Origin of the sequence: Cupriavidus taiwanensis, assembly GCF_900250115.1 — a bacterium.
Taxonomy (GTDB): Bacteria; Pseudomonadota; Gammaproteobacteria; order Burkholderiales; family Burkholderiaceae; genus Cupriavidus; species Cupriavidus taiwanensis_B.
On sequence record NZ_LT984804.1, the window covers coordinates 2,473,123 to 2,490,089 of the forward strand.

15 protein-coding genes are annotated in these 16,967 nt (G+C 67.8%); 14 read left to right on the forward strand and 1 reads right to left on the reverse strand.

Features of this window, described 5'->3' with window-relative positions:
• Positions 1 to 88 precede the first annotated feature (88 nt).
• From CBM2586_RS27680 to mobB, 7 genes are all read left to right on the forward strand, one after another.
• Entirely contained in the window at positions 89 to 3,835 is a 3,747-nt protein-coding gene (locus CBM2586_RS27680; protein ID WP_115691030.1) for a nitrate reductase subunit alpha, read from the forward strand.
• Complete coding sequence (gene narH / locus CBM2586_RS27685; protein WP_115691032.1) at positions 3,832 to 5,382, forward strand: nitrate reductase subunit beta; 1,551 nt, start codon at positions 3,832 to 3,834, stop codon at positions 5,380 to 5,382. The genes CBM2586_RS27680 and narH overlap by 4 nt, the downstream gene beginning before the upstream one ends.
• 39 nt (positions 5,383 to 5,421) lie before the next feature.
• The gene (gene narJ, locus CBM2586_RS27690; protein ID WP_115691034.1) at positions 5,422 to 6,087 is read left to right on the forward strand and encodes a nitrate reductase molybdenum cofactor assembly chaperone; all 666 of its coding nucleotides are present in this window, start codon (positions 5,422 to 5,424) and stop codon (positions 6,085 to 6,087) included.
• Between the two features lie 198 nt (positions 6,088 to 6,285).
• Positions 6,286 to 6,969, forward strand: coding sequence for a respiratory nitrate reductase subunit gamma (gene narI / locus CBM2586_RS27695; RefSeq protein WP_115666135.1), 684 nt, complete (start codon positions 6,286 to 6,288; stop codon positions 6,967 to 6,969).
• Between the two features lie 27 nt (positions 6,970 to 6,996).
• Complete coding sequence (locus CBM2586_RS27700) at positions 6,997 to 7,749, forward strand: peptidylprolyl isomerase (RefSeq protein ID WP_115666134.1); 753 nt, start codon at positions 6,997 to 6,999, stop codon at positions 7,747 to 7,749.
• A 29-nt stretch (positions 7,750 to 7,778) separates the two neighbouring features.
• Positions 7,779 to 8,486, forward strand: a complete 708-nt coding sequence (locus CBM2586_RS27705) for a carbonic anhydrase (RefSeq protein ID WP_115666133.1) — start codon at positions 7,779 to 7,781, stop codon at positions 8,484 to 8,486.
• Positions 8,483 to 9,037, forward strand: a complete 555-nt coding sequence (gene mobB, locus CBM2586_RS27710) for a molybdopterin-guanine dinucleotide biosynthesis protein B (protein ID WP_115691036.1) — start codon at positions 8,483 to 8,485, stop codon at positions 9,035 to 9,037. The genes CBM2586_RS27705 and mobB overlap by 4 nt, the downstream gene beginning before the upstream one ends.
• 21 nt (positions 9,038 to 9,058) lie before the next feature.
• On the opposite strand, the gene CBM2586_RS27715 is transcribed toward mobB, so the two are convergent.
• Positions 9,059 to 9,985, reverse strand: a complete 927-nt coding sequence (locus CBM2586_RS27715) for a LysR family transcriptional regulator (protein WP_115666131.1) — start codon at positions 9,983 to 9,985, stop codon at positions 9,059 to 9,061.
• A gap of 103 nt (positions 9,986 to 10,088) precedes the next feature.
• Here CBM2586_RS27715 and CBM2586_RS27720 point away from each other — a divergent pair, with 103 nt between their 5' ends.
• From CBM2586_RS27720 to CBM2586_RS27750, 7 genes are all read left to right on the forward strand, one after another.
• Positions 10,089 to 11,051 (forward strand): tripartite tricarboxylate transporter substrate binding protein, encoded by a 963-nt coding sequence (locus tag CBM2586_RS27720; RefSeq protein ID WP_115691038.1) that lies wholly within the window; start codon positions 10,089 to 10,091, stop codon positions 11,049 to 11,051.
• Positions 11,052 to 11,071: 20 nt separating this feature from the next.
• On the forward strand, positions 11,072 to 12,493 hold the full coding sequence (leuC, locus tag CBM2586_RS27725; protein ID WP_115691040.1) for a 3-isopropylmalate dehydratase large subunit: 1,422 nt from the start codon (positions 11,072 to 11,074) through the stop codon (positions 12,491 to 12,493).
• Positions 12,486 to 13,130, forward strand: coding sequence for a 3-isopropylmalate dehydratase small subunit (gene leuD, locus CBM2586_RS27730; RefSeq protein ID WP_115666128.1), 645 nt, complete (start codon positions 12,486 to 12,488; stop codon positions 13,128 to 13,130). The genes leuC and leuD overlap by 8 nt, the downstream gene beginning before the upstream one ends.
• Positions 13,131 to 13,352: 222 nt before the next feature.
• Positions 13,353 to 15,029: a nitrite reductase gene (locus CBM2586_RS27735; RefSeq protein ID WP_115666127.1), complete on the forward strand. Its 1,677-nt coding sequence runs from the start codon at positions 13,353 to 13,355 to the stop codon at positions 15,027 to 15,029.
• A 76-nt stretch (positions 15,030 to 15,105) separates the two neighbouring features.
• Positions 15,106 to 15,429, forward strand: coding sequence for a c-type cytochrome (locus CBM2586_RS27740; RefSeq protein ID WP_373424281.1), 324 nt, complete (start codon positions 15,106 to 15,108; stop codon positions 15,427 to 15,429).
• Positions 15,411 to 15,785, forward strand: a complete 375-nt coding sequence (locus CBM2586_RS27745) for a c-type cytochrome (protein ID WP_231942680.1) — start codon at positions 15,411 to 15,413, stop codon at positions 15,783 to 15,785. The genes CBM2586_RS27740 and CBM2586_RS27745 overlap by 19 nt, the downstream gene beginning before the upstream one ends.
• Positions 15,785 to 16,960, forward strand: coding sequence for a cytochrome D1 domain-containing protein (locus tag CBM2586_RS27750; RefSeq protein ID WP_115691042.1), 1,176 nt, complete (start codon positions 15,785 to 15,787; stop codon positions 16,958 to 16,960). Before CBM2586_RS27745 ends, CBM2586_RS27750 begins: the two co-directional genes overlap by 1 nt.
• Positions 16,961 to 16,967 lie beyond the last annotated feature (7 nt).

Genomic DNA, 16,967 nt, shown 5'->3' on the forward strand with positions numbered 1-16,967 from the left:
CCCCGCTCCCCCATAAGCTCAAGGTGTCCCTGCAAACGCTCCCGCAATCCCCGGAGCGCCGCAGCAAAGCCTCGCGGAGAACAAGCAAATGAGTCATTTCCTGGATCGACTGAAGTTCATGTCGCGCGTCAAGTCCACCTATGCGGACGGCCACGGCGCGGTGGTGAACGAAGACCGCAAGTGGGAAGACGGCTACCGCAGCCGCTGGCAGCACGACAAGATCGTGCGCTCCACCCACGGCGTGAACTGCACGGGTTCCTGCTCCTGGAAGGTCTACGTCAAGAACGGCCTGATTACCTGGGAAACGCAGCAGACCGACTACCCGCGCACGCGCCCGGACCTGCCCAACCACGAGCCGCGCGGCTGTCCGCGCGGCGCCTCGTACAGCTGGTACGTCTACTCCGCCCAGCGAGTCAAGTACCCGATGATCCGCGGCCGCCTGATGGAGATGTGGCGCGAGGCCCGCAAGACTATGGACCCGGTCGCCGCCTGGGCATCGATCAGCCAGGATCCGAAGAAGGCGGCGCGTTACAAGAGCGTGCGCGGCCAGGGCGGCTTTGTGCGCGCCGACTGGAACACCGCCACCGAAATGATCGCCGCGGCCAACGCCTTCACCGTGAAGAAGTTCGGCCCGGACCGCGTGATCGGCTTCTCGCCGATCCCGGCGATGTCGATGGTCTCGTATGCCGCCGGCGCGCGCTACCTGAGCCTGCTCGGCGGCGCCTGCCTGTCGTTCTACGATTGGTACTGCGACCTGCCGCCGGCCAGCCCGCAGATCTGGGGCGAACAAACCGACGTGCCCGAATCGGCCGACTGGTACAACTCCACCTACCTGATGGTGTGGGGCTCCAACGTGCCGCAGACGCGCACGCCTGACGCGCACTTCTACACCGAAGTCCGCTACAAGGGCACCAAGACCGTCGCGGTCTCGTCCGACTTCGGCGAGATGGTCAAGTTCGGCGATATCTGGCTGGCGCCGAAGCAAGGCACCGATGCCGCGCTGGCGATGGCCATGGGCCACGTGGTGCTGAAGGAATTCCACGCCAGCGGCAAGTCCGCCTACTTCCGCGACTACATCAGGCAGTACACCGACATGCCTATGCTGGTGCTGCTGCGCCAGAACCAGGACAACGGCGATACGCTGGTCCCCGACCACTTCCTGCGCGCCTCGCACCTGGCCGACAACCTCGGCGAAGCCAACCATCCCGAGTGGAAGACGCTGCAGATCGACGACGCCACCGGCGAGATCGTCGCACCCAACGGCTCGATCGGCTTCCGCTGGGGCGAGGCCGCGCACAACGGCGGCGAAAAGGTAGGCCGCTGGAACCTGGAGATGAAGGACGGCGGCAGCGGCCGCACGGTCGAGCCGCGCCTGTCGCTGGTCGGCAACGGCGACGAAGTGGTGGAGGTCGGCTTCCCCTACTTCGGCGGCGAACACGACGAACTGCTGCGCCGCCGCGTGCCGGCACGCCGCATCACCCTGGCCGACGGCAGCAGCGCGCTGGTGGCAACCGTCTATGACCTGCAGATGGCCAACTACGGCGTCGACCAGGGCCTGGGCGGCGCCAATGTGGCGACGTCGTATGAAGACGACGTGCCCTACACCCCGGCCTGGCAGGAAAAGCACACCTCCGTGCCGGCCCGCCTGGTGGTCCAGGTGGCGCGCGAGTTCGCCGACAACGCCGACCGCACGCAAGGCAAGAGCATGGTGATCGTCGGTGCCGCGCTGAACCACTGGTACCACAACGACATGATCTACCGCGGCATCATCAACCTGCTGATGATGTGCGGCTGCATCGGCAAGAGCGGCGGCGGCTGGGCCCACTACGTCGGCCAGGAAAAGCTGCGCCCGCAGTTCGGCTGGGCTCCGCTGGCATTCGGCCTGGACTGGTCGCGCCCGCCGCGCCAGATGAACGGCACCTCGTTCTTCTACAACCACACCAGCCAGTGGCGCCACGAGAAGCTGGGCGTCGACGAGATCCTGTCGCCGACCGCCGACCGCAAGCGCTATGACGGCATGTCGCTGCTGGACCTGAACGCCAAGTCGGAGCGCATGGGCTGGCTGCCGTCGGCGCCGCAGCTCGGCAGCAATCCGCTCGACGTGGCCGACGCGGCCGAGCAGGCCGGCAAGGACCCGGTGGCCTACACCGTCGAGCAGCTGAAGTCGGGTGCCTTGCAGTTTGCCTGCGATGATCCGGACAATCCCGCCAACTTCCCGCGCAACATGTTCGTGTGGCGCTCCAACATCCTGGGCAGCTCTGGCAAGGGACATGAATATTTCCTGAAGTACCTGCTCGGCACGCAGAACGCCGTGTTCGGCGACGAAAACGATGCGATCACGCCGAGCGAAGTCAACGTGCGCCCGGCCGCCGAAGGCAAGCTCGACCTGCTGACCGTGCTGGACTTCCGCATGAGCACCACCTGCCTGTATGGCGACATCGTGCTGCCGACGGCAACCTGGTACGAGAAGGACGACCTCAACACGTCCGACATGCACCCCTTTATCCACCCGCTGTCCGAAGCCGTGCAGCCGCTGTGGGAAAGCAAGACCGACTGGGAAATCTACAAGGCCATCGCGAAGAAGTTCAGCGAGATTGCCGGGCCGTACCTGGGCACGCGCAAGGACCTGGTCTGCACGCCGCTGCTGCACGACACCCCGGGCGAACTGGGCCAGCCGTTCGAGCCCAAGGACTGGAAAGCCGGCGAGTGCGACCTGATCCCGGGCAAGACCGCGCCGTCGATGACGGTGGTGGAACGCAACTACGCGGACATCTACAAGAAATTCACCTCGATCGGCCCGCTGCTCGACAAGCTCGGCAATGGCGGCAAGGGCATCAACTGGAACACCCGGCATGAGGTGAAGGAAATCGGCGACCTGAGCCACACGGTGACGGAACCCGGCGTGAGCCAGGGCCGCCCGAAGCTCGAAACGGCGATCGATGCCGCCGAGATGATCCTGACCTTCGCGCCCGAAACCAACGGCCACGTCGCCGTCAAGGCGTGGGAAGCGCTGTCGAAGATCACCGGGCGCGACCACACCCACCTGGCCGAAGGGCGCGAGCACGACAAGATCCGCTTCCGCGACGTGCAGGCGCAGCCGCGCAAGATCATCTCCGCTCCGACGTGGTCGGGGCTGGAGTCGGAAGAGGTCAGCTACAACGCCGGCTACACCAACGTGCACGAGCTGATCCCCTGGCGCACGCTGACCGGCCGCCAGCAGTTCTACCAGGACCACCGCTGGATGCTGGACTTCGGCGAAGGCGCGTGCGTGTACAAGCCGGCCATCGATACCAAGACCGTGGCGCCGATGCTGGGCAAGAAGCCCAACGGCAACCCCGAGCTGGTGCTGAACTGGATCACGCCGCACCAGAAGTGGGGCATCCACTCCACCTACTCCGACAACCTGCGCATGCTGACGCTGTCGCGCGGCGGCCCGCACGTGTGGATCTCGGAAGCCGAGGCCAAGGCCAACGGCATCCGCGACAACGACTGGGTCGAGGTGTTCAACGTCAACGGCACGCTGACCGCGCGCGTGGTGGTGTCGCAGCGCGTGCCCAAGGGCATGTGCCTGATGTACCACGCGCAGGAAAAGATCGTGAACGTGCCCGGCGCCGAGACCAGCGGCATGCGCGGCGGCATCCATAACTCGGTCACGCGCGCGGTGACCAAGCCCACCCACATGATCGGCGGCTACGCGCAACTGGCCTACGGCTTCAACTACTACGGCACCGTCGGCAGCAACCGCGACGAGTTCGTGATCCTGCGCAAGATGAAGAAGGTCGACTGGCTCGAAGGACCGCTGGTGGAAACCAACAAGGAAGGAGCAACGCAATGAAGATCCGCGCCCAGGTGGCCATGGTGCTGAACCTCGACAAGTGCATCGGCTGCCATACCTGCTCCGTGACCTGCAAGAACGTCTGGACCAGCCGCGACGGCGTCGAGTACGCGTGGTTCAACAACGTCGAGACCAAGCCCGGCATCGGCTATCCCAAGGAATGGGAGAACCAGGACAAGTGGCAGGGCGGCTGGAAGCGCAATGCCGACGGGACGCTGGAGCCGCGCCAGGGCGGCAAGCTGAAGATCCTGGCGAACCTGTTCGCCAATCCCAACCTGCCGGCGATCGACGAGTACTACGAGCCCTTCACCTACGACTACGAGCACCTGCAGAAGGCGCCGCTGTCGCAAACGCCGCCCACCGCGCGCCCGGTCTCGGTGCTGACCGGGCGCAAGATGGAAAAGATCGAGTGGGGCCCGAACTGGGAAGATGACCTCGGCGGCGAGTTCAGCTCGCGCGGCCGCGACAAGCTCTTCGACGACGTGCAGAAGGAGATGTACTCGACCTTCGAGAACACCTTCATGATGTACCTGCCGCGCCTGTGCGAGCACTGCCTGAACCCGGCCTGCGTGGCATCGTGCCCGTCGGGCTCGATCTACAAGCGCGAGGACGACGGCATCGTGCTGGTCGACCAGGACAAGTGCCGCGGCTGGCGCATGTGCATCTCGGGCTGCCCGTACAAGAAGATCTACTTCAACTGGCAGAGCGGCAAGGCCGAGAAATGCCTGTTCTGCTATCCGCGCATCGAGGCCGGCCAGCCCACGGTCTGCTCCGAGACCTGCGTCGGCCGCATCCGTTACCTCGGCGTGATGCTGTACGACGCCGACCGTATCGAGCAGGCCGCGTCGGTGGCCGATGAGCGCGACCTGTACCAGTCGCAGCTCGACGTGTTCCTCGATCCGCACGATCCGGCAGTGCGGGCCGAGGCGCTGCGCCAGGGCATTCCCCAGGCCTGGCTGGACGCCGCGCGCAAGTCGCCGGTCTACAAGATGGCGTGCGAGTGGAAGATCGCCTTCCCGCTGCATCCGGAATACCGCACGCTGCCGATGGTCTGGTACGTCCCGCCGCTGTCGCCGATCCAGTCGGCGGCCGAAGCCGGCCACATGGGCATGAACGGGGTGATCCCCGATGTCAAGAGCCTGCGCATCCCGGTCAAGTACCTGGCCAACCTGCTGACCGCGGGCGACGTGATGCCGGTGCTGTCGGCACTGGACCGCATGCTGGCGATGCGCGCCTACAAGCGCTCGCAGGTGGTCGACGGCGTGCAGGACCTCGACGTGCTGAAGCAGGTGGGCCTGACGCCCGCGCAGGTCGAGGACATGTACAAGACCATGGCCATCGCCAACTACGAGGACCGTTTCGTGATCCCGTCCTCGCACAAGGAAATGGTCGAGGACAGCTTCAACGACAAGGCCAGCTGCGGCTTCACCTTCGGCAACGGCTGCTCGGGTGGCACCTCGGATGGCGCGCTGTTCGGCAAGAAGCCGCAGGGCAGCGTGCATTTCGTCGACATGCCCAGGTCGCGCAAGAAGGCCGTGATGAGCTGAGCGCGCGCCAACGTGCTCGCCAACCAACCGGAGAACAACATGCCCCTCTATCCCATCCTCAGTGCGCTGCTCGGCTATCCCGAGCAGGATCTGCTCGACGCGCTGCCGGAGATCGATGACGCGCTGGCCGAGTGGCCCCAGGCGCGCGACCTGCTGGCGCCGGTGACCGCGATGCTGCGCAGCGAGGCGCTGATCACGCTGCAGGAAAACTATGTCGCCACCTTCGACCGCAATCCGGCTCACTCGCTGCACCTGTTCGAGCATGTGCACGGCGAAAGCCGCGACCGCGGCCAGGCCATGGCCGACCTGATCGACGAGTACCGGCGCGAGGGCTTCGAGCCCGCGGCGTCCGAGCTGCCCGACTACGTGCCGCTGTTCCTGGAGTTTCTCGGCGCACTCGCGGCGGACGGCAACGAGGCACGCGCCGAACAGCTGCTGGGCGAGGCCATCCACGTGCTGGCCGCGATCGGCGACCGGCTCGCGCGCAACCAGAGCCCCTACGCCGGCGTGTTCGCCGTGCTGCGCACGCTCACCGACGTGCAGCCGCAACCGCAGCAGGAGCCGCCGGTGCGGGACATGGACGAGGCGCTGGAAACCTTCGGCCCGGGCGCCGACGGCGTCGAGCCGCTGCTGGCGCCGCAGGCCGGCCCGCAGGCGGTGAAGTTCTACCCGCGCGGCACGGCACCGGTGCCATTGCCTTGCTGAAATGCCGACGCAAGCCGACTGTTCGCTCCCCTCTCCCGCTTGCGGGAGAGGGGCGGGGGTGAGGGCGGGAGCTTCGACGAAGCGCCGGTGCCTGAACCACCCCTCACCCTGCCCTATCCCCTGAGGGAGAGGGAAAACAGCTGGCATAGACGGACACCGGGGCAACCTGCAGCCCAATCCTCTTAAAGAGCTAACACCATGGCAACCCTCCACCAATTCCTCTTCGGCATCTACCCGTACATCGCGCTGGCGATCTTCCTGTTCGGCAGCCTGGCCCGCTTCGAGCGCGAGCAATACACCTGGAAGAGCGACAGCTCGCAAGTGCTGTACCGCGGCAACCTGCGCACCGGCAACATCCTGTTCCATGTCGGCATCCTCGGCCTGTTCTTCGGCCACCTGGTGGGCCTGCTGACCCCGGTCGCGGTATGGGACGCGCTGGGCGTCTCGCACGGCTTCAAGCAGGGCGTGGCGATGGCCGCCGGCGGCGTGATGGGCACCATGTGCCTGGCCGGCCTGCTGATCCTGCTGCATCGCCGCCTGACCAGCGCGCGCGTGTCCGCGGTGACCCGCACCGGCGACAAGGTTCTGCTGCTGTGGCTGCTGGTGACGCTGCTGCTGGGCCTGTCCACCATCTTCGAATCGGCCGGCCACATGGACGGCCACATGATGGTGCAGCTGATGAACTGGGCGCAGCACATCGTCACGCTGCGCGGCGACGCCGCCGGCTTTATCGCCGACGCGCCGCTGCTGTTCAAGGCGCACCTGTTCATGGGCATGACCCTGTTCGTGATCTTCCCCTTCACGCGGCTGGTGCACGTGTGGAGCGGCTTTGCCTCGCTTGGCTATCTGGGTCGCGCCTGGCAGCTGGTGCGCAGCCGCTGAGCGCCACAACCCGACAAGGAGAACACGATGCCTGTCACCGTCAACGGCGTGGAACTGCGCGACGCCGATATCGAGCGCGAACTGGACCACCATCACGACACCGCCAATGCCGCGAAGATGGCGACGATCTCCGCCATCCTGCGCCTGCTGGTGCGCGAAGAGGCCGGACGTATCGGCCTGAGCGTGCCGGGCCAGGACGACGACGCGCTTGCCATGGCGCTGCTGGAACGCGAGGCCGGCATTCCCGAGCCGGACGAATCCAGTTGCCGCCGCCACTACGACAGCCGTCCGGAGCGCTTTCGCGACGGGGAATGGGTCGAGGCCGACCACATCCTGTTCCAGGTGACGCCGCGCGTGCCGCTGGACGCGCTGCGCGAAATCGCGGCGCAGACGCTGGCGCTGGTGCGCGGCGACCCGTCGAGCTTCGCGCAGCATGCCCGCGCGCTGTCGAACTGCCCGAGCGGCAGCAACGGCGGGCGCCTGGGCCGCGTGTTCCGAGGCGAGACCGCGCCGGAGTTCGAGCGCGCGCTCTTTGCCGCGCAGCATGACGGCGTCTTGCCGCAACTGGTCGAGACCCGCTTCGGACTGCATATCGTGCGCATCCTGGAGCGCTGCCCCGGCACCCGCCTGCCGTTCGAGGCCGTGCGCGGCGACATCGCCTGTGCGCTGGCCACGGCGGCGCGGGACCGCGCCTGGAAGCAATACGCCAGCCTGCTGATCGGGCGCGCCCGCATCGAAGGCATCGAACTGGAAGGCGCCGACAGCCCGCTGGTGCAGTAGCGCCGCCATCCTGACCAACGGAAACCGCCATGCATCAGATCGAACATCTACTGAAGGGCTTCGAGCGGTTCCAGCAACGCTATTTCGACGATGCGCCGAGCCTGTTCGACGCGCTGCGCAGCGGGCAGCAGCCGCCCACCCTGCTGATCGGCTGCTGCGACTCGCGCGTGGACCCGGCCCTGTTGCTGGGCTGCGACCCGGGCGATCTCTTCACCGTGCGCAATATCGGCAACCTGGTGCCGCCCTGCACCGGGCGTCATGAGGGCAGCCTGCACGGCGTGTCCGCCGCGATCCAGTTTGCCGTCGAGCAGCTGCGCGTCGAGCGCATCATCGTGATGGGCCATGGCGGCTGCGGCGGCATCCGCGCGCTGCTGGCGCAGCCCGCCGACGCCGGCGACCATCCGCCCGACGAAGGCGACGAAGCCGACTACCTAGGCGCCTGGGTGCGCATCGCCGCACCGGCGCGCCGGCAGGTGGAGCAAACGCTTGCCGGCGCCAGCCCGGCGCAGCGCCAGCGCGCCTGCGAACAGGCGGCGGTCCTGGTCTCGCTGCGCAACCTGCAGACCTTCCCGTTCGTGCGGCGCGCGCTGGAAGCAGGAACGCTGACGCTGCACGGCTGGTACTTCGACCTGCAGGCCGGCGCGCTGCTGGCCTACTCGCAACGCGCCGATGCCTTCCTGCCGCTGGTATGCCCGTTGCCTATGACCGCCGCACAAACCGAATCCGTCACGACATGAATCCCTTTATCTTCGGCATCACCGGCACCTCCGGCAGCGGCAAGACCACCCTGATCACGGCGCTGCTGCCCTGGTTCCGCGCCCAGGGCCTGACCGTCAACGTGGTCAAGCACAGCCACCACCCGCTCGAGCTCGAGCCCCCGGGCAAGGACAGCGCGCGCTTTCGCGCCGCCGGCGCGGCCGAGGTGATGGTGGCCTCGCCCTATCGCTACGCCATCGTGCGCGAACTGGCCGACGAGGCCGAGCCGACGCTGGCCGAGCAGGTGGCGCGGCTGCGCCCGGCCGACATCACGCTGGTCGAAGGCTTCCGCCGCGAGGCGATCCCGCGCATCGAGGTCTACCGGCCCGCGCACGGGCGCGCGCCCTACTATCCCGGCGATCCCTCGATCATCGCGCTGGCCACCGACACGCGCATGGACACCGTGCTGCCCTGCATGGCGCTGGACGATATCGCGCAGATCGGCGGCTTTATCCTGGCCCTGCGCGACCAGGCCGCGGCCCTGCCAGGCGTGGGCGCGGGCGCCGCGCGGGCCTCGGAACTGGCGCTGTAGCTGTCTGACGCCGGCCGCGGCTTACCAGGCACCGGCGCCGTTGCTGCCACCGGCGGCGCGGTGGCCGGCAAAGTGCTCCAGCATGAAATCCACCAGCGCCCGCACCTTGTCCGGACGGTGATTGCGCGCCGGGAACACCAGGTGGATGTCCGCCGGCGCGAACTGCCACTGCGGCAACACCCGGCGCAGCGCGCCGCTGCGCAGGTGCTCCGCCGCGTCCCACTCCGAGCGCACGATCAGGCCGTGGCCGTCGAGCGCCCACGCCAGCGCCGACTCCCCGTCATTGGTGCTCATGGTGCCGCGCACCTTGACGGTCTCCTGCTGCGCGCCGTGGCGCAGGTGCCAGGTGCCGAAGGTCTCGTCGGCTTCGCGGATGAAGATGCAGTTGTGACGCGCCAGTTCACGCGGGCTTGACGGCTCGCCATGCGCCGCCAGGTACGACGGCGAAGCGCACAGCAGCCGGCGATTGTTGGCCAGCAGGCGCGCGCTCAGCCGCACGTCCGGCATCTCGCCGAAGTGGATCATGGCGTCCAGCCCCTGTTCGACCAGGTTCAGCGGCCGGTCGCTCAGGTATAGCTGGACCTCGATATTCGGGTAGAGGCGTGCAAACCGGGCCAGCGCCGGCGCGATATGCCGGCGCCCGAATCCCAGCGTGGCGCCGATCTTCAGCAACCCGTGCGGGGTACTGCCGGTGCCCGCGATGGCGCGTTCCAGCGCCTCCATCTCGGCCAGGATGCGGGCGCCTTCCACCAGGTAGCTCTCGCCTTCCGGCGTCAGGCTGATGCGGCGCGTGGTCCGGTGCAGCAAGCGCACCCGCAGCCGTGCCTCCAGCGCCGCCAGCCGCTTGCTGACCGCGGGCGGCGTCACGCCCAGCTGCTGCGCCGCGCCGGCCAGGCTGCCATGCTGGTTGATACAGGCAAAGAACGCGACGTCGGAGAGCTGGTCCATTGGTGAATTACAGAAAATAAAGAAGTAACCGAGTTTGAATTATGTGCCTCCAGGTGAATGATACGATGGCTTCCATAACAAGTCATCGCGACCGGAGACACCCATGAAAGTTGCCCGCCTCACCGCCTTGCTGATGTGCGCCGCGTCGATCGGCACCGCCGCGGCGCAGAACTATCCCCAGCGCCCGGTGCGCCTGGTCGTGCCCTACGCGCCGGGCGGCAGCGCCGACATCGCCGCGCGGCTGGTCTCGGAGGCATGGGCCAAAAGCCTGGGCGGCACCATCGTGGTCGAGAACCGCGCGGGTGCCAGCGGCAATATTGGTGTCGATGCGGTGGCCAAGGCCGCCGCCGACGGCTACACCGTCGGCCTGCAGACCGTATCGCTGGCGATCAACCCGGGCCTGTTCCCGCGCATGCCGTACGACACCCTCAAGGACCTCGTGCCGATCGGCATGGTGGCCAGTTCCCAGCATGTGCTGGTGGTCAACAACAACGTGCCTGCCACCAACCTGCAGCAACTGATCGCTGCGGCCAGGGCCGCGCCCGGCAAGCTGACCTATGGCTCGGCGGGCAACGGCAGCACCTTCCATATGTCGGCCGAACTGTTCAAGTCGGTGGCGAACGTCGCCATCGTCCACGTGCCGTACCGCGGCGGGGGCCCCGCGCTGGTCGACACCATCGCGGGCCAGGTCGACATGAGCTTCCCGGTCATCTCCGCGGCCCAGCAGCATGTGCAGGGCGGCAAGCTCAAGGCGCTCGCGGTCACCGGCACGCGGCGCTCGGCGCAGTTGCCGAACGTGCCGACCGCGGCCGAGGCGGGCCTGCCCGGCTATGCCTTCGAGACCTGGTTCATGGTGTTCGCCCCGGCCGGCACGCCGCGGCCCGTGATCGACAAGCTCAACGCCGCGCTGAACACCGCACTGGCATCGCCGTCGACGCGCGAGCGCATGGTCAGGGAAGGCTTCGAGCCGACGCCGACCACGCCCGAAGCGGCACGCCAGCGCCTGGAAAAGGAAATGCCGGTGTGGGCGCGACTGATCAAGCAGCGCGGCATCACCGCGGAATAACCCCTGACAAGGCAGGCCCCATGCCCCCCCCCAAGACGCTATACCAGAAGCTGGTCGACGCGCACACCGTCGCCAGGATCGACGACGACAACGTGCTGCTGTACTGCGACCTGCACCTGATGAACGAGTACACCAGCCCGCAGGCCTTCGCCGGGCTGCACGAACAGCAGCGCGGCGTGATGGTGCCCGGCCAGAACGTTGCGGTGGTCAGCCATATCATCCCGACCCATCCCGGCGCAATCCGCGTGTTCGCCGACCCGGCCTCGGCGCTGCAGGCCACCAACCTGCACGCCAACTGCGCGCGCCATGGCATCCCGCTGTTCGACACCAACGATGCGCTGCAGGGCATCGAGCACGTGGTCGCCCCCGAGCACGGCATGATCCGCCCCGGCATGGTGGTGATCTGCGGCGACAGCCATACCACCACCTATGGCGCGCTTGGCGCGCTCGGCTTCGGCATCGGCACCTCCGAGGTCGAACACGTGCTGGCCACGCAGACGCTGGTCTACCGCATGGCCCGCACCATGCGCATCCGCGTCGACGGCACGCTGCCCACCGGCACCACCGCCAAGGATCTGATCCTGAAGATCATCGGCGCGATCGGCGCGCAAGGCGCGCGCGGCTATGTGGTGGAGTACTGCGGCACGGCGATTCGCGCGCTGAGCGTCGAGGCGCGCTTCACGCTGTGCAACATGACCGTCGAGGCGGCCGCGCGCGGCGCGCTGATCGCACCCGACGCGGCGGCCACCGACTACGTGCTGCGCCGCGCGCCGGACATCGCCGGCCTGCAGAGAGACGCCGCCCTTGCCTACTGGGGCACGCTGCACAGCGACGCCGATGCCGTGTTCGACATGGAATTCTCGTTCGATGCCGGCGAGATCGAACCGTACGTGACCTGGGGCACCAGCCCGGACCAGGTGCTGCCGGTCTCCGGCACGATCCCGTTTGCCGAAGCGCAGATCGACGAGGCCGAGCAGCGCTCGGTCGAGCGCGCGCTCGCGTACACGCAATTGCAGCCCGGCGCGGCGCTGGCTGGCACTGCGATCCAGCATGTCTTCATCGGCTCTTGCACCAACGGCCGCATCGAAGACCTGCGCGCGGTGGCCAATGTGGTGCGCGGGCGCAAGGTGGCCCAGGGGGTGCGGGCCATGGTGGTGCCGGGCTCGGGCGCGGTCAAGGCGCAGGCCGAACGCGAGGGGCTGGCCGGCATCCTGATCGACGCCGGCTTCGAATGGCGGCAACCGGGCTGCTCGATGTGCCTGGCAATGAACGACGACGTGCTCGCCGACGGCGTGCGCTGCGCCTCCACCACCAACCGCAACTTCGAGGGCCGGCAAGGGCGCGGCGCCATCACCCACCTGATGAGTCCCGCCATGGCCGCCGCCGCCGCGGTCACCGGCGTCATCACCGACGTCCGCAAGCTGGAGACCATTCATGCCTGAACCCACCTGCATCCACGGCAAAGCCGCCGCGATCCGCTTCGAGAACCTCGACACCGACCAGATCATTCCCAAGCAGTTCCTGCGCGGGATCGACAAGTCCGGCCTGGCGCAGGGCATCCTGTACGACCACCGCTTCGACGCCAGCGGCGCGCCGCGCCCGGACTTCGTGCTGAACCGCCCCGAATACGCCGGCACCAGCATCCTGGTGGGCGGCGCCAACTTCGGCTGCGGCTCCAGCCGCGAGCATGCCGTGTGGGGCCTGCAGCAATTCGGCATCCGCGCCGTGATCGCGCCGAGCTTCGGCGAGATCTTCTACTCCAACGCGATGAACAACCGGCTGCTGCTGGTGATGCTGCCGCGCGAGGTCATCGAGCGCTTGATGGACGCCGTGGACGCGGACAGCCGCAACACCGTCAGCATCGACCTTGATGCCATGCGCGTGCGCACGCCTGCCGGCGAGCACGCGTTTGCACTGTCGGCACGCCATCGCCGCATGTTTATCGAAGGGCTCGACATGATCGGCCTGTCGCTGCGCCAGCGCGGCGAGATCGAGCAGTTCACGGCGCAGTACTGGTCCGCGTTTCCGTGGACGCAAAACTTGGCCGCGCGCACGCGCGCACGACTCGGCCGCACCTGAGCACACCGCCTCCAGCGTGTCGCCGCCACGGCGACACGCCTGCCCGCCGGGAACGACAGGGAACCCCATCCCGCATTTCGTTCCCAACCTCCCTGCTTCGTTTGATGCCAGTCAATCCCATGTCGGCAGTGTGTGCGCATGATCGCCACATGACGACAGGTCCAGGCCACACCCGCCTGCGCACCGCGCAATCGCTTTCCCACCGCTGATCCACGGCACCCCATGAAAGCAAAAAACTGGCTGTATCCGGCAATCGCGGCATTGCCGCTGTCACTCTGGCTAGGCCTGCCTCATGCAGCGACCAAGGCCGAATCCAAGACCGCGCAGAAGGCAGAACAGAAAGCCGCCATCCCCACCCTGACCACCGCTGAATTCGACCACGCGCGGCAGATCTACTTCGAACGCTGCGCCGGCTGCCATGGCGTGCTGCGCAAGGGCGCCACCGGCAAGGCGCTGACCCCGGACATCACCCGCGCGCGCGGCACCGAGTACCTCAAGACCTTCATCAAGTACGGCAGCCCCGCCGGCATGCCCAACTGGGGCACCTCGGGCGACCTCACCGACAAGGAAGTCGACCTGATGGCCCGCTACATCCAGCTCGATCCGCCGACGCCGCCCGAGTTCGCGCTGGCCGATATCGAGAAGAGCCGCAAGGACATCGTGCCGGTGGCCAGGCGCCCGACGCAGAAGATGAACCAGTACAACCTGGACAACCTGTTCTCGGTCACGCTGCGCGACGCCGGCGAGGTCGCGCTGATCGACGGCGACAGCAAGCAGATCATCAATATCGTCAAGACTGGCTATGCGGTGCATATCTCGCGCATGTCGGCGTCGGGACGCTACCTGTACGTGATCGGCCGCGACGCGCGGCTGGACCTGATCGACCTGTGGCTGCCCAAGCCGGACATCGTCGCCGAAGTGAAGATCGGCATGGAGGCGCGCTCGGTCGAGACCTCCAAGTACAAGGGCTACGAAGACAAATACGCGGTAGCGGGCTCGTACTGGCCGCCGCAGTACGTGATCATGGAGGGCGACACGCTCAAGCCGCTCAAGGTGGTGTCCACGCGCGGCATGACCGTTGACAACGAATACCACCCCGAGCCGCGCGTGGCCTCGATCGTGGCCAGCCATTTCCATCCGGAGTTCGTGATCAACGCCAAGGAGACCGGCAAGATCCTGATGGTCAACTACTCGGACCTGGCCAACCTGAAGACCACCACCATCGACTCGGCCAAGTTCCTCCATGACGGCGGCTTCGACTCCACCGGGCGCTACTTCCTGGTCGCCGCCAACGCCTCCGACAAGATCGCCGTGGTCGACACCAAGGAAGACAAGCTGGCCGCGCTGGTCAACGTCGGCAAGACCCCGCATCCGGGTCGCGGCGCCAACTTCACGCATCCTCAGTTCGGCCCGGTCTGGGCCACCAGCCACCTGGGTGACGAGACCATCAGCCTGATCGGCACCGACCCCGCCGGCCACCCGGCGCAGGCGTGGAAGGTGGTGCAGACGGTCAAGGGCCAGGGCGGCGGCTCGCTCTTCATCAAGACCCATCCCAAGTCGTCCAACCTGTGGGTCGATACCCCGCTGAATCCGGATGCCAAGCTCAACCAGTCGGTCGCGGTGTTCGACACGCGCAACCTCGATGCCGGCTTCAAGGTGCTGCCGATCGCAGAGTGGGCTGACCTGAAGGGCAGCGGCGCCAGGCGCGTGGTGCAGGCCGAATACAACAAGGCGGGCGACGAGGTCTGGTTCTCGGTGTGGGGCACCAAGGATGGTGAATCCGCGCTGGTGGTGGTCGACGACAAGACCCGCACGCTCAAGACCGTGATCAAGGACAAGCGCCTGGTCACGCCCACCGGCAAGTTCAACGCCTACAACACGCAGCACGACGTCTACTGAGCCCGCGCCCTCGCTGCGCCCCGGCGCGGCGAGGGCCGCCGGCGTCCCCCGCGTTCCCTCCATGGAGAAATGCATCATGCGAACACAACCCGCGCTGCGTGCGCTGCTGGCAGCGTCCGGCTGCCTGCTGACGTTCGGCACGGCAATGCCGGCACATGCCAGCCAGGCCCTGGCATCGAGCAAGGCCTGCCTGGCGTGCCATGCCACCGACAAGAAGCTGGTCGGCCCCGCCTTCCAGGACATCAAGGGCAAGTACACCGGCAGGAAGGACGCGCAGGCACAGATGGTCCAGTCCATCCTGAAGGGCAGCAGCGGCCGCTGGGGCCCGGTGCCGATGCCAGCCAACGCGGTCAGCGAGGCCGACGCCAACACGCTGGCCAAATGGATCCTTTCCCTCTGAGCCGCATGGGATGGCACCGTGCCGCGGCCGCGGCGCTGGTCGCCACAGCCTGCGCCGGCGCACTCGCCGCGGCGCAGCCGCCCGCGCCGGCACGGCAGGCGCAACTGGCGCACTGGCTGCGCGACGACTGCGGCGCCTGCCACGGCATGACCTTGCGCGGCGGGCTGGGCCCGCCGCTGACACCCGCAAGCCTTGCAGGCAAGCCGCCCGATGGCCTCGCGGCCACGGTGCTGTACGGCCGGCCCGGCACGGCGATGCCGCCCTGGCAACCTTTCATGACGCAGGATGAAGCCCGATGGCTGATCGATCGACTGCAGGCCGGCCAGCCGCCGGCCGTCATGCCGCAAGGCAACTGATGCGCGGGCTGGCCGCGGCGGCATGCAGTGTCCTCTTAGCCGTGCTCGCCGCCGGGTGCGCCGGCACCGTGCGCGGCACCGGCGACCTCGGCGTGGTGGTGGAGCGCGCCGCAGGCCGGCTGCAGATCATCGAGACCACCGGCATGACCCGACTGGCCACGGTCGCAGGGCTGGGCGACCTGTCCCACGCCAGCGTGGTGTTCTCGCGCGATGCCCGCTACGCCTATGTGTTCGGCCGCGATGGCGGCCTGACGCGGGTCGACCTGCTCAACGCCCGTGTCACCCACCGCGTGCTGCAGGCCGGCAACAGCATCGGCGGCGCGATCTCGCAGGATGGCCGCGTGGTCGCCGCGCAGAACTATGCGCCGGGCGGCATCCGGCTGTTCGACGCCCAGACGCTGGCGCCGCTGGCAGACCTGCCGGCGATCGGCAGCGACGGGCGCCGCGCCAAGGTGGTCGGGCTGGCCGACCTGCCCGGCCGGCGCTTTGCCGCCAGCCTGTTCGAATCCGGCGAAATCTGGATCATCGACGCCGGCGATCCGCGTCATCCGCAAGTGGCCCGCCTGCCCGCCGGCCGCGAGCCTTACGACGGGCTGGTCACGCCCGACGGCCGCTGGTACCTGGCGGGCCTGTTCGGCGAAGACGGCCTGGCGCTGGTCGACCTGTGGCAGGCGCCGCCGCAGGCGCGCCGCATCCTGTCCGGCTACGGCCGCGGCAATGCGCCACTGCCGGTCTATAAGATGCCGCACCTGCGCGGCTGGGCCATGGCGCAGGGCATGGCGTGGCTGCCGGCGATCGGGCGCCATGAAGTGCTGGTGGCCGACCCCGCCCACGGCTGGCGCGAGGCGGCGCGCGTGGCGCTGGCGGGCCAGCCGGTATTCGCCATGGCGCGGCCGGACGGGCGCCAGGTGTGGGTCAATTTCGCCTTTCCGCACAACGACACCGTGCAGGTGATCGACACCGCCACGCGCCAGGTGGTTCGCACCCTGCGCCCCTGCCGCGGCGTGCTGCACATGGAATTCACGCCCAAGGGCGAGGCGCTGTGGCTGTCCTGCCGCGACGACAACCGCGTCGAGGTCTACGACACCGGCACCCTCGAACGCCTGGCCACGCTGCCGGCCGACAACCCCAGCGGCATCTTCTTCACCGCGCGCGCGCAGCGCTTCGGCATGTAGGGCCTGT

Excerpts from the sequence above, each read along its gene's own strand:
- mobB (WP_115691036.1), top strand. The coding sequence starts at position 8,483 with ATGAATCCCTTTATCTTCGGCATCACCGGCACCTCCGGCAGCGGCAAG.
- CBM2586_RS27715 (WP_115666131.1), bottom strand. The coding sequence starts at position 9,985 with ATGGACCAGCTCTCCGACGTCGCGTTCTTTGCCTGTATCAACCAGCAT.
- leuD (WP_115666128.1), top strand. The coding sequence starts at position 12,486 with ATGCCTGAACCCACCTGCATCCACGGCAAAGCCGCCGCGATCCGCTTC.
- CBM2586_RS27735 (WP_115666127.1), top strand. The coding sequence starts at position 13,353 with ATGAAAGCAAAAAACTGGCTGTATCCGGCAATCGCGGCATTGCCGCTG.
- leuC (WP_115691040.1), top strand. The coding sequence starts at position 11,072 with ATGCCCCCCCCCAAGACGCTATACCAGAAGCTGGTCGACGCGCACACC.
- CBM2586_RS27680 (WP_115691030.1), top strand. The coding sequence starts at position 89 with ATGAGTCATTTCCTGGATCGACTGAAGTTCATGTCGCGCGTCAAGTCC.
- CBM2586_RS27740 (WP_373424281.1), top strand. The coding sequence starts at position 15,106 with ATGCGAACACAACCCGCGCTGCGTGCGCTGCTGGCAGCGTCCGGCTGC.
- CBM2586_RS27750 (WP_115691042.1), top strand. The coding sequence starts at position 15,785 with ATGCGCGGGCTGGCCGCGGCGGCATGCAGTGTCCTCTTAGCCGTGCTC.
- CBM2586_RS27720 (WP_115691038.1), top strand. The coding sequence starts at position 10,089 with ATGAAAGTTGCCCGCCTCACCGCCTTGCTGATGTGCGCCGCGTCGATC.
- CBM2586_RS27705 (WP_115666133.1), top strand. The coding sequence starts at position 7,779 with ATGCATCAGATCGAACATCTACTGAAGGGCTTCGAGCGGTTCCAGCAA.
- narI (WP_115666135.1), top strand. The coding sequence starts at position 6,286 with ATGGCAACCCTCCACCAATTCCTCTTCGGCATCTACCCGTACATCGCG.
- narJ (WP_115691034.1), top strand. The coding sequence starts at position 5,422 with ATGCCCCTCTATCCCATCCTCAGTGCGCTGCTCGGCTATCCCGAGCAG.
- CBM2586_RS27700 (WP_115666134.1), top strand. The coding sequence starts at position 6,997 with ATGCCTGTCACCGTCAACGGCGTGGAACTGCGCGACGCCGATATCGAG.
- narH (WP_115691032.1), top strand. The coding sequence starts at position 3,832 with ATGAAGATCCGCGCCCAGGTGGCCATGGTGCTGAACCTCGACAAGTGC.
- CBM2586_RS27745 (WP_231942680.1), top strand. The coding sequence starts at position 15,411 with ATGGATCCTTTCCCTCTGAGCCGCATGGGATGGCACCGTGCCGCGGCC.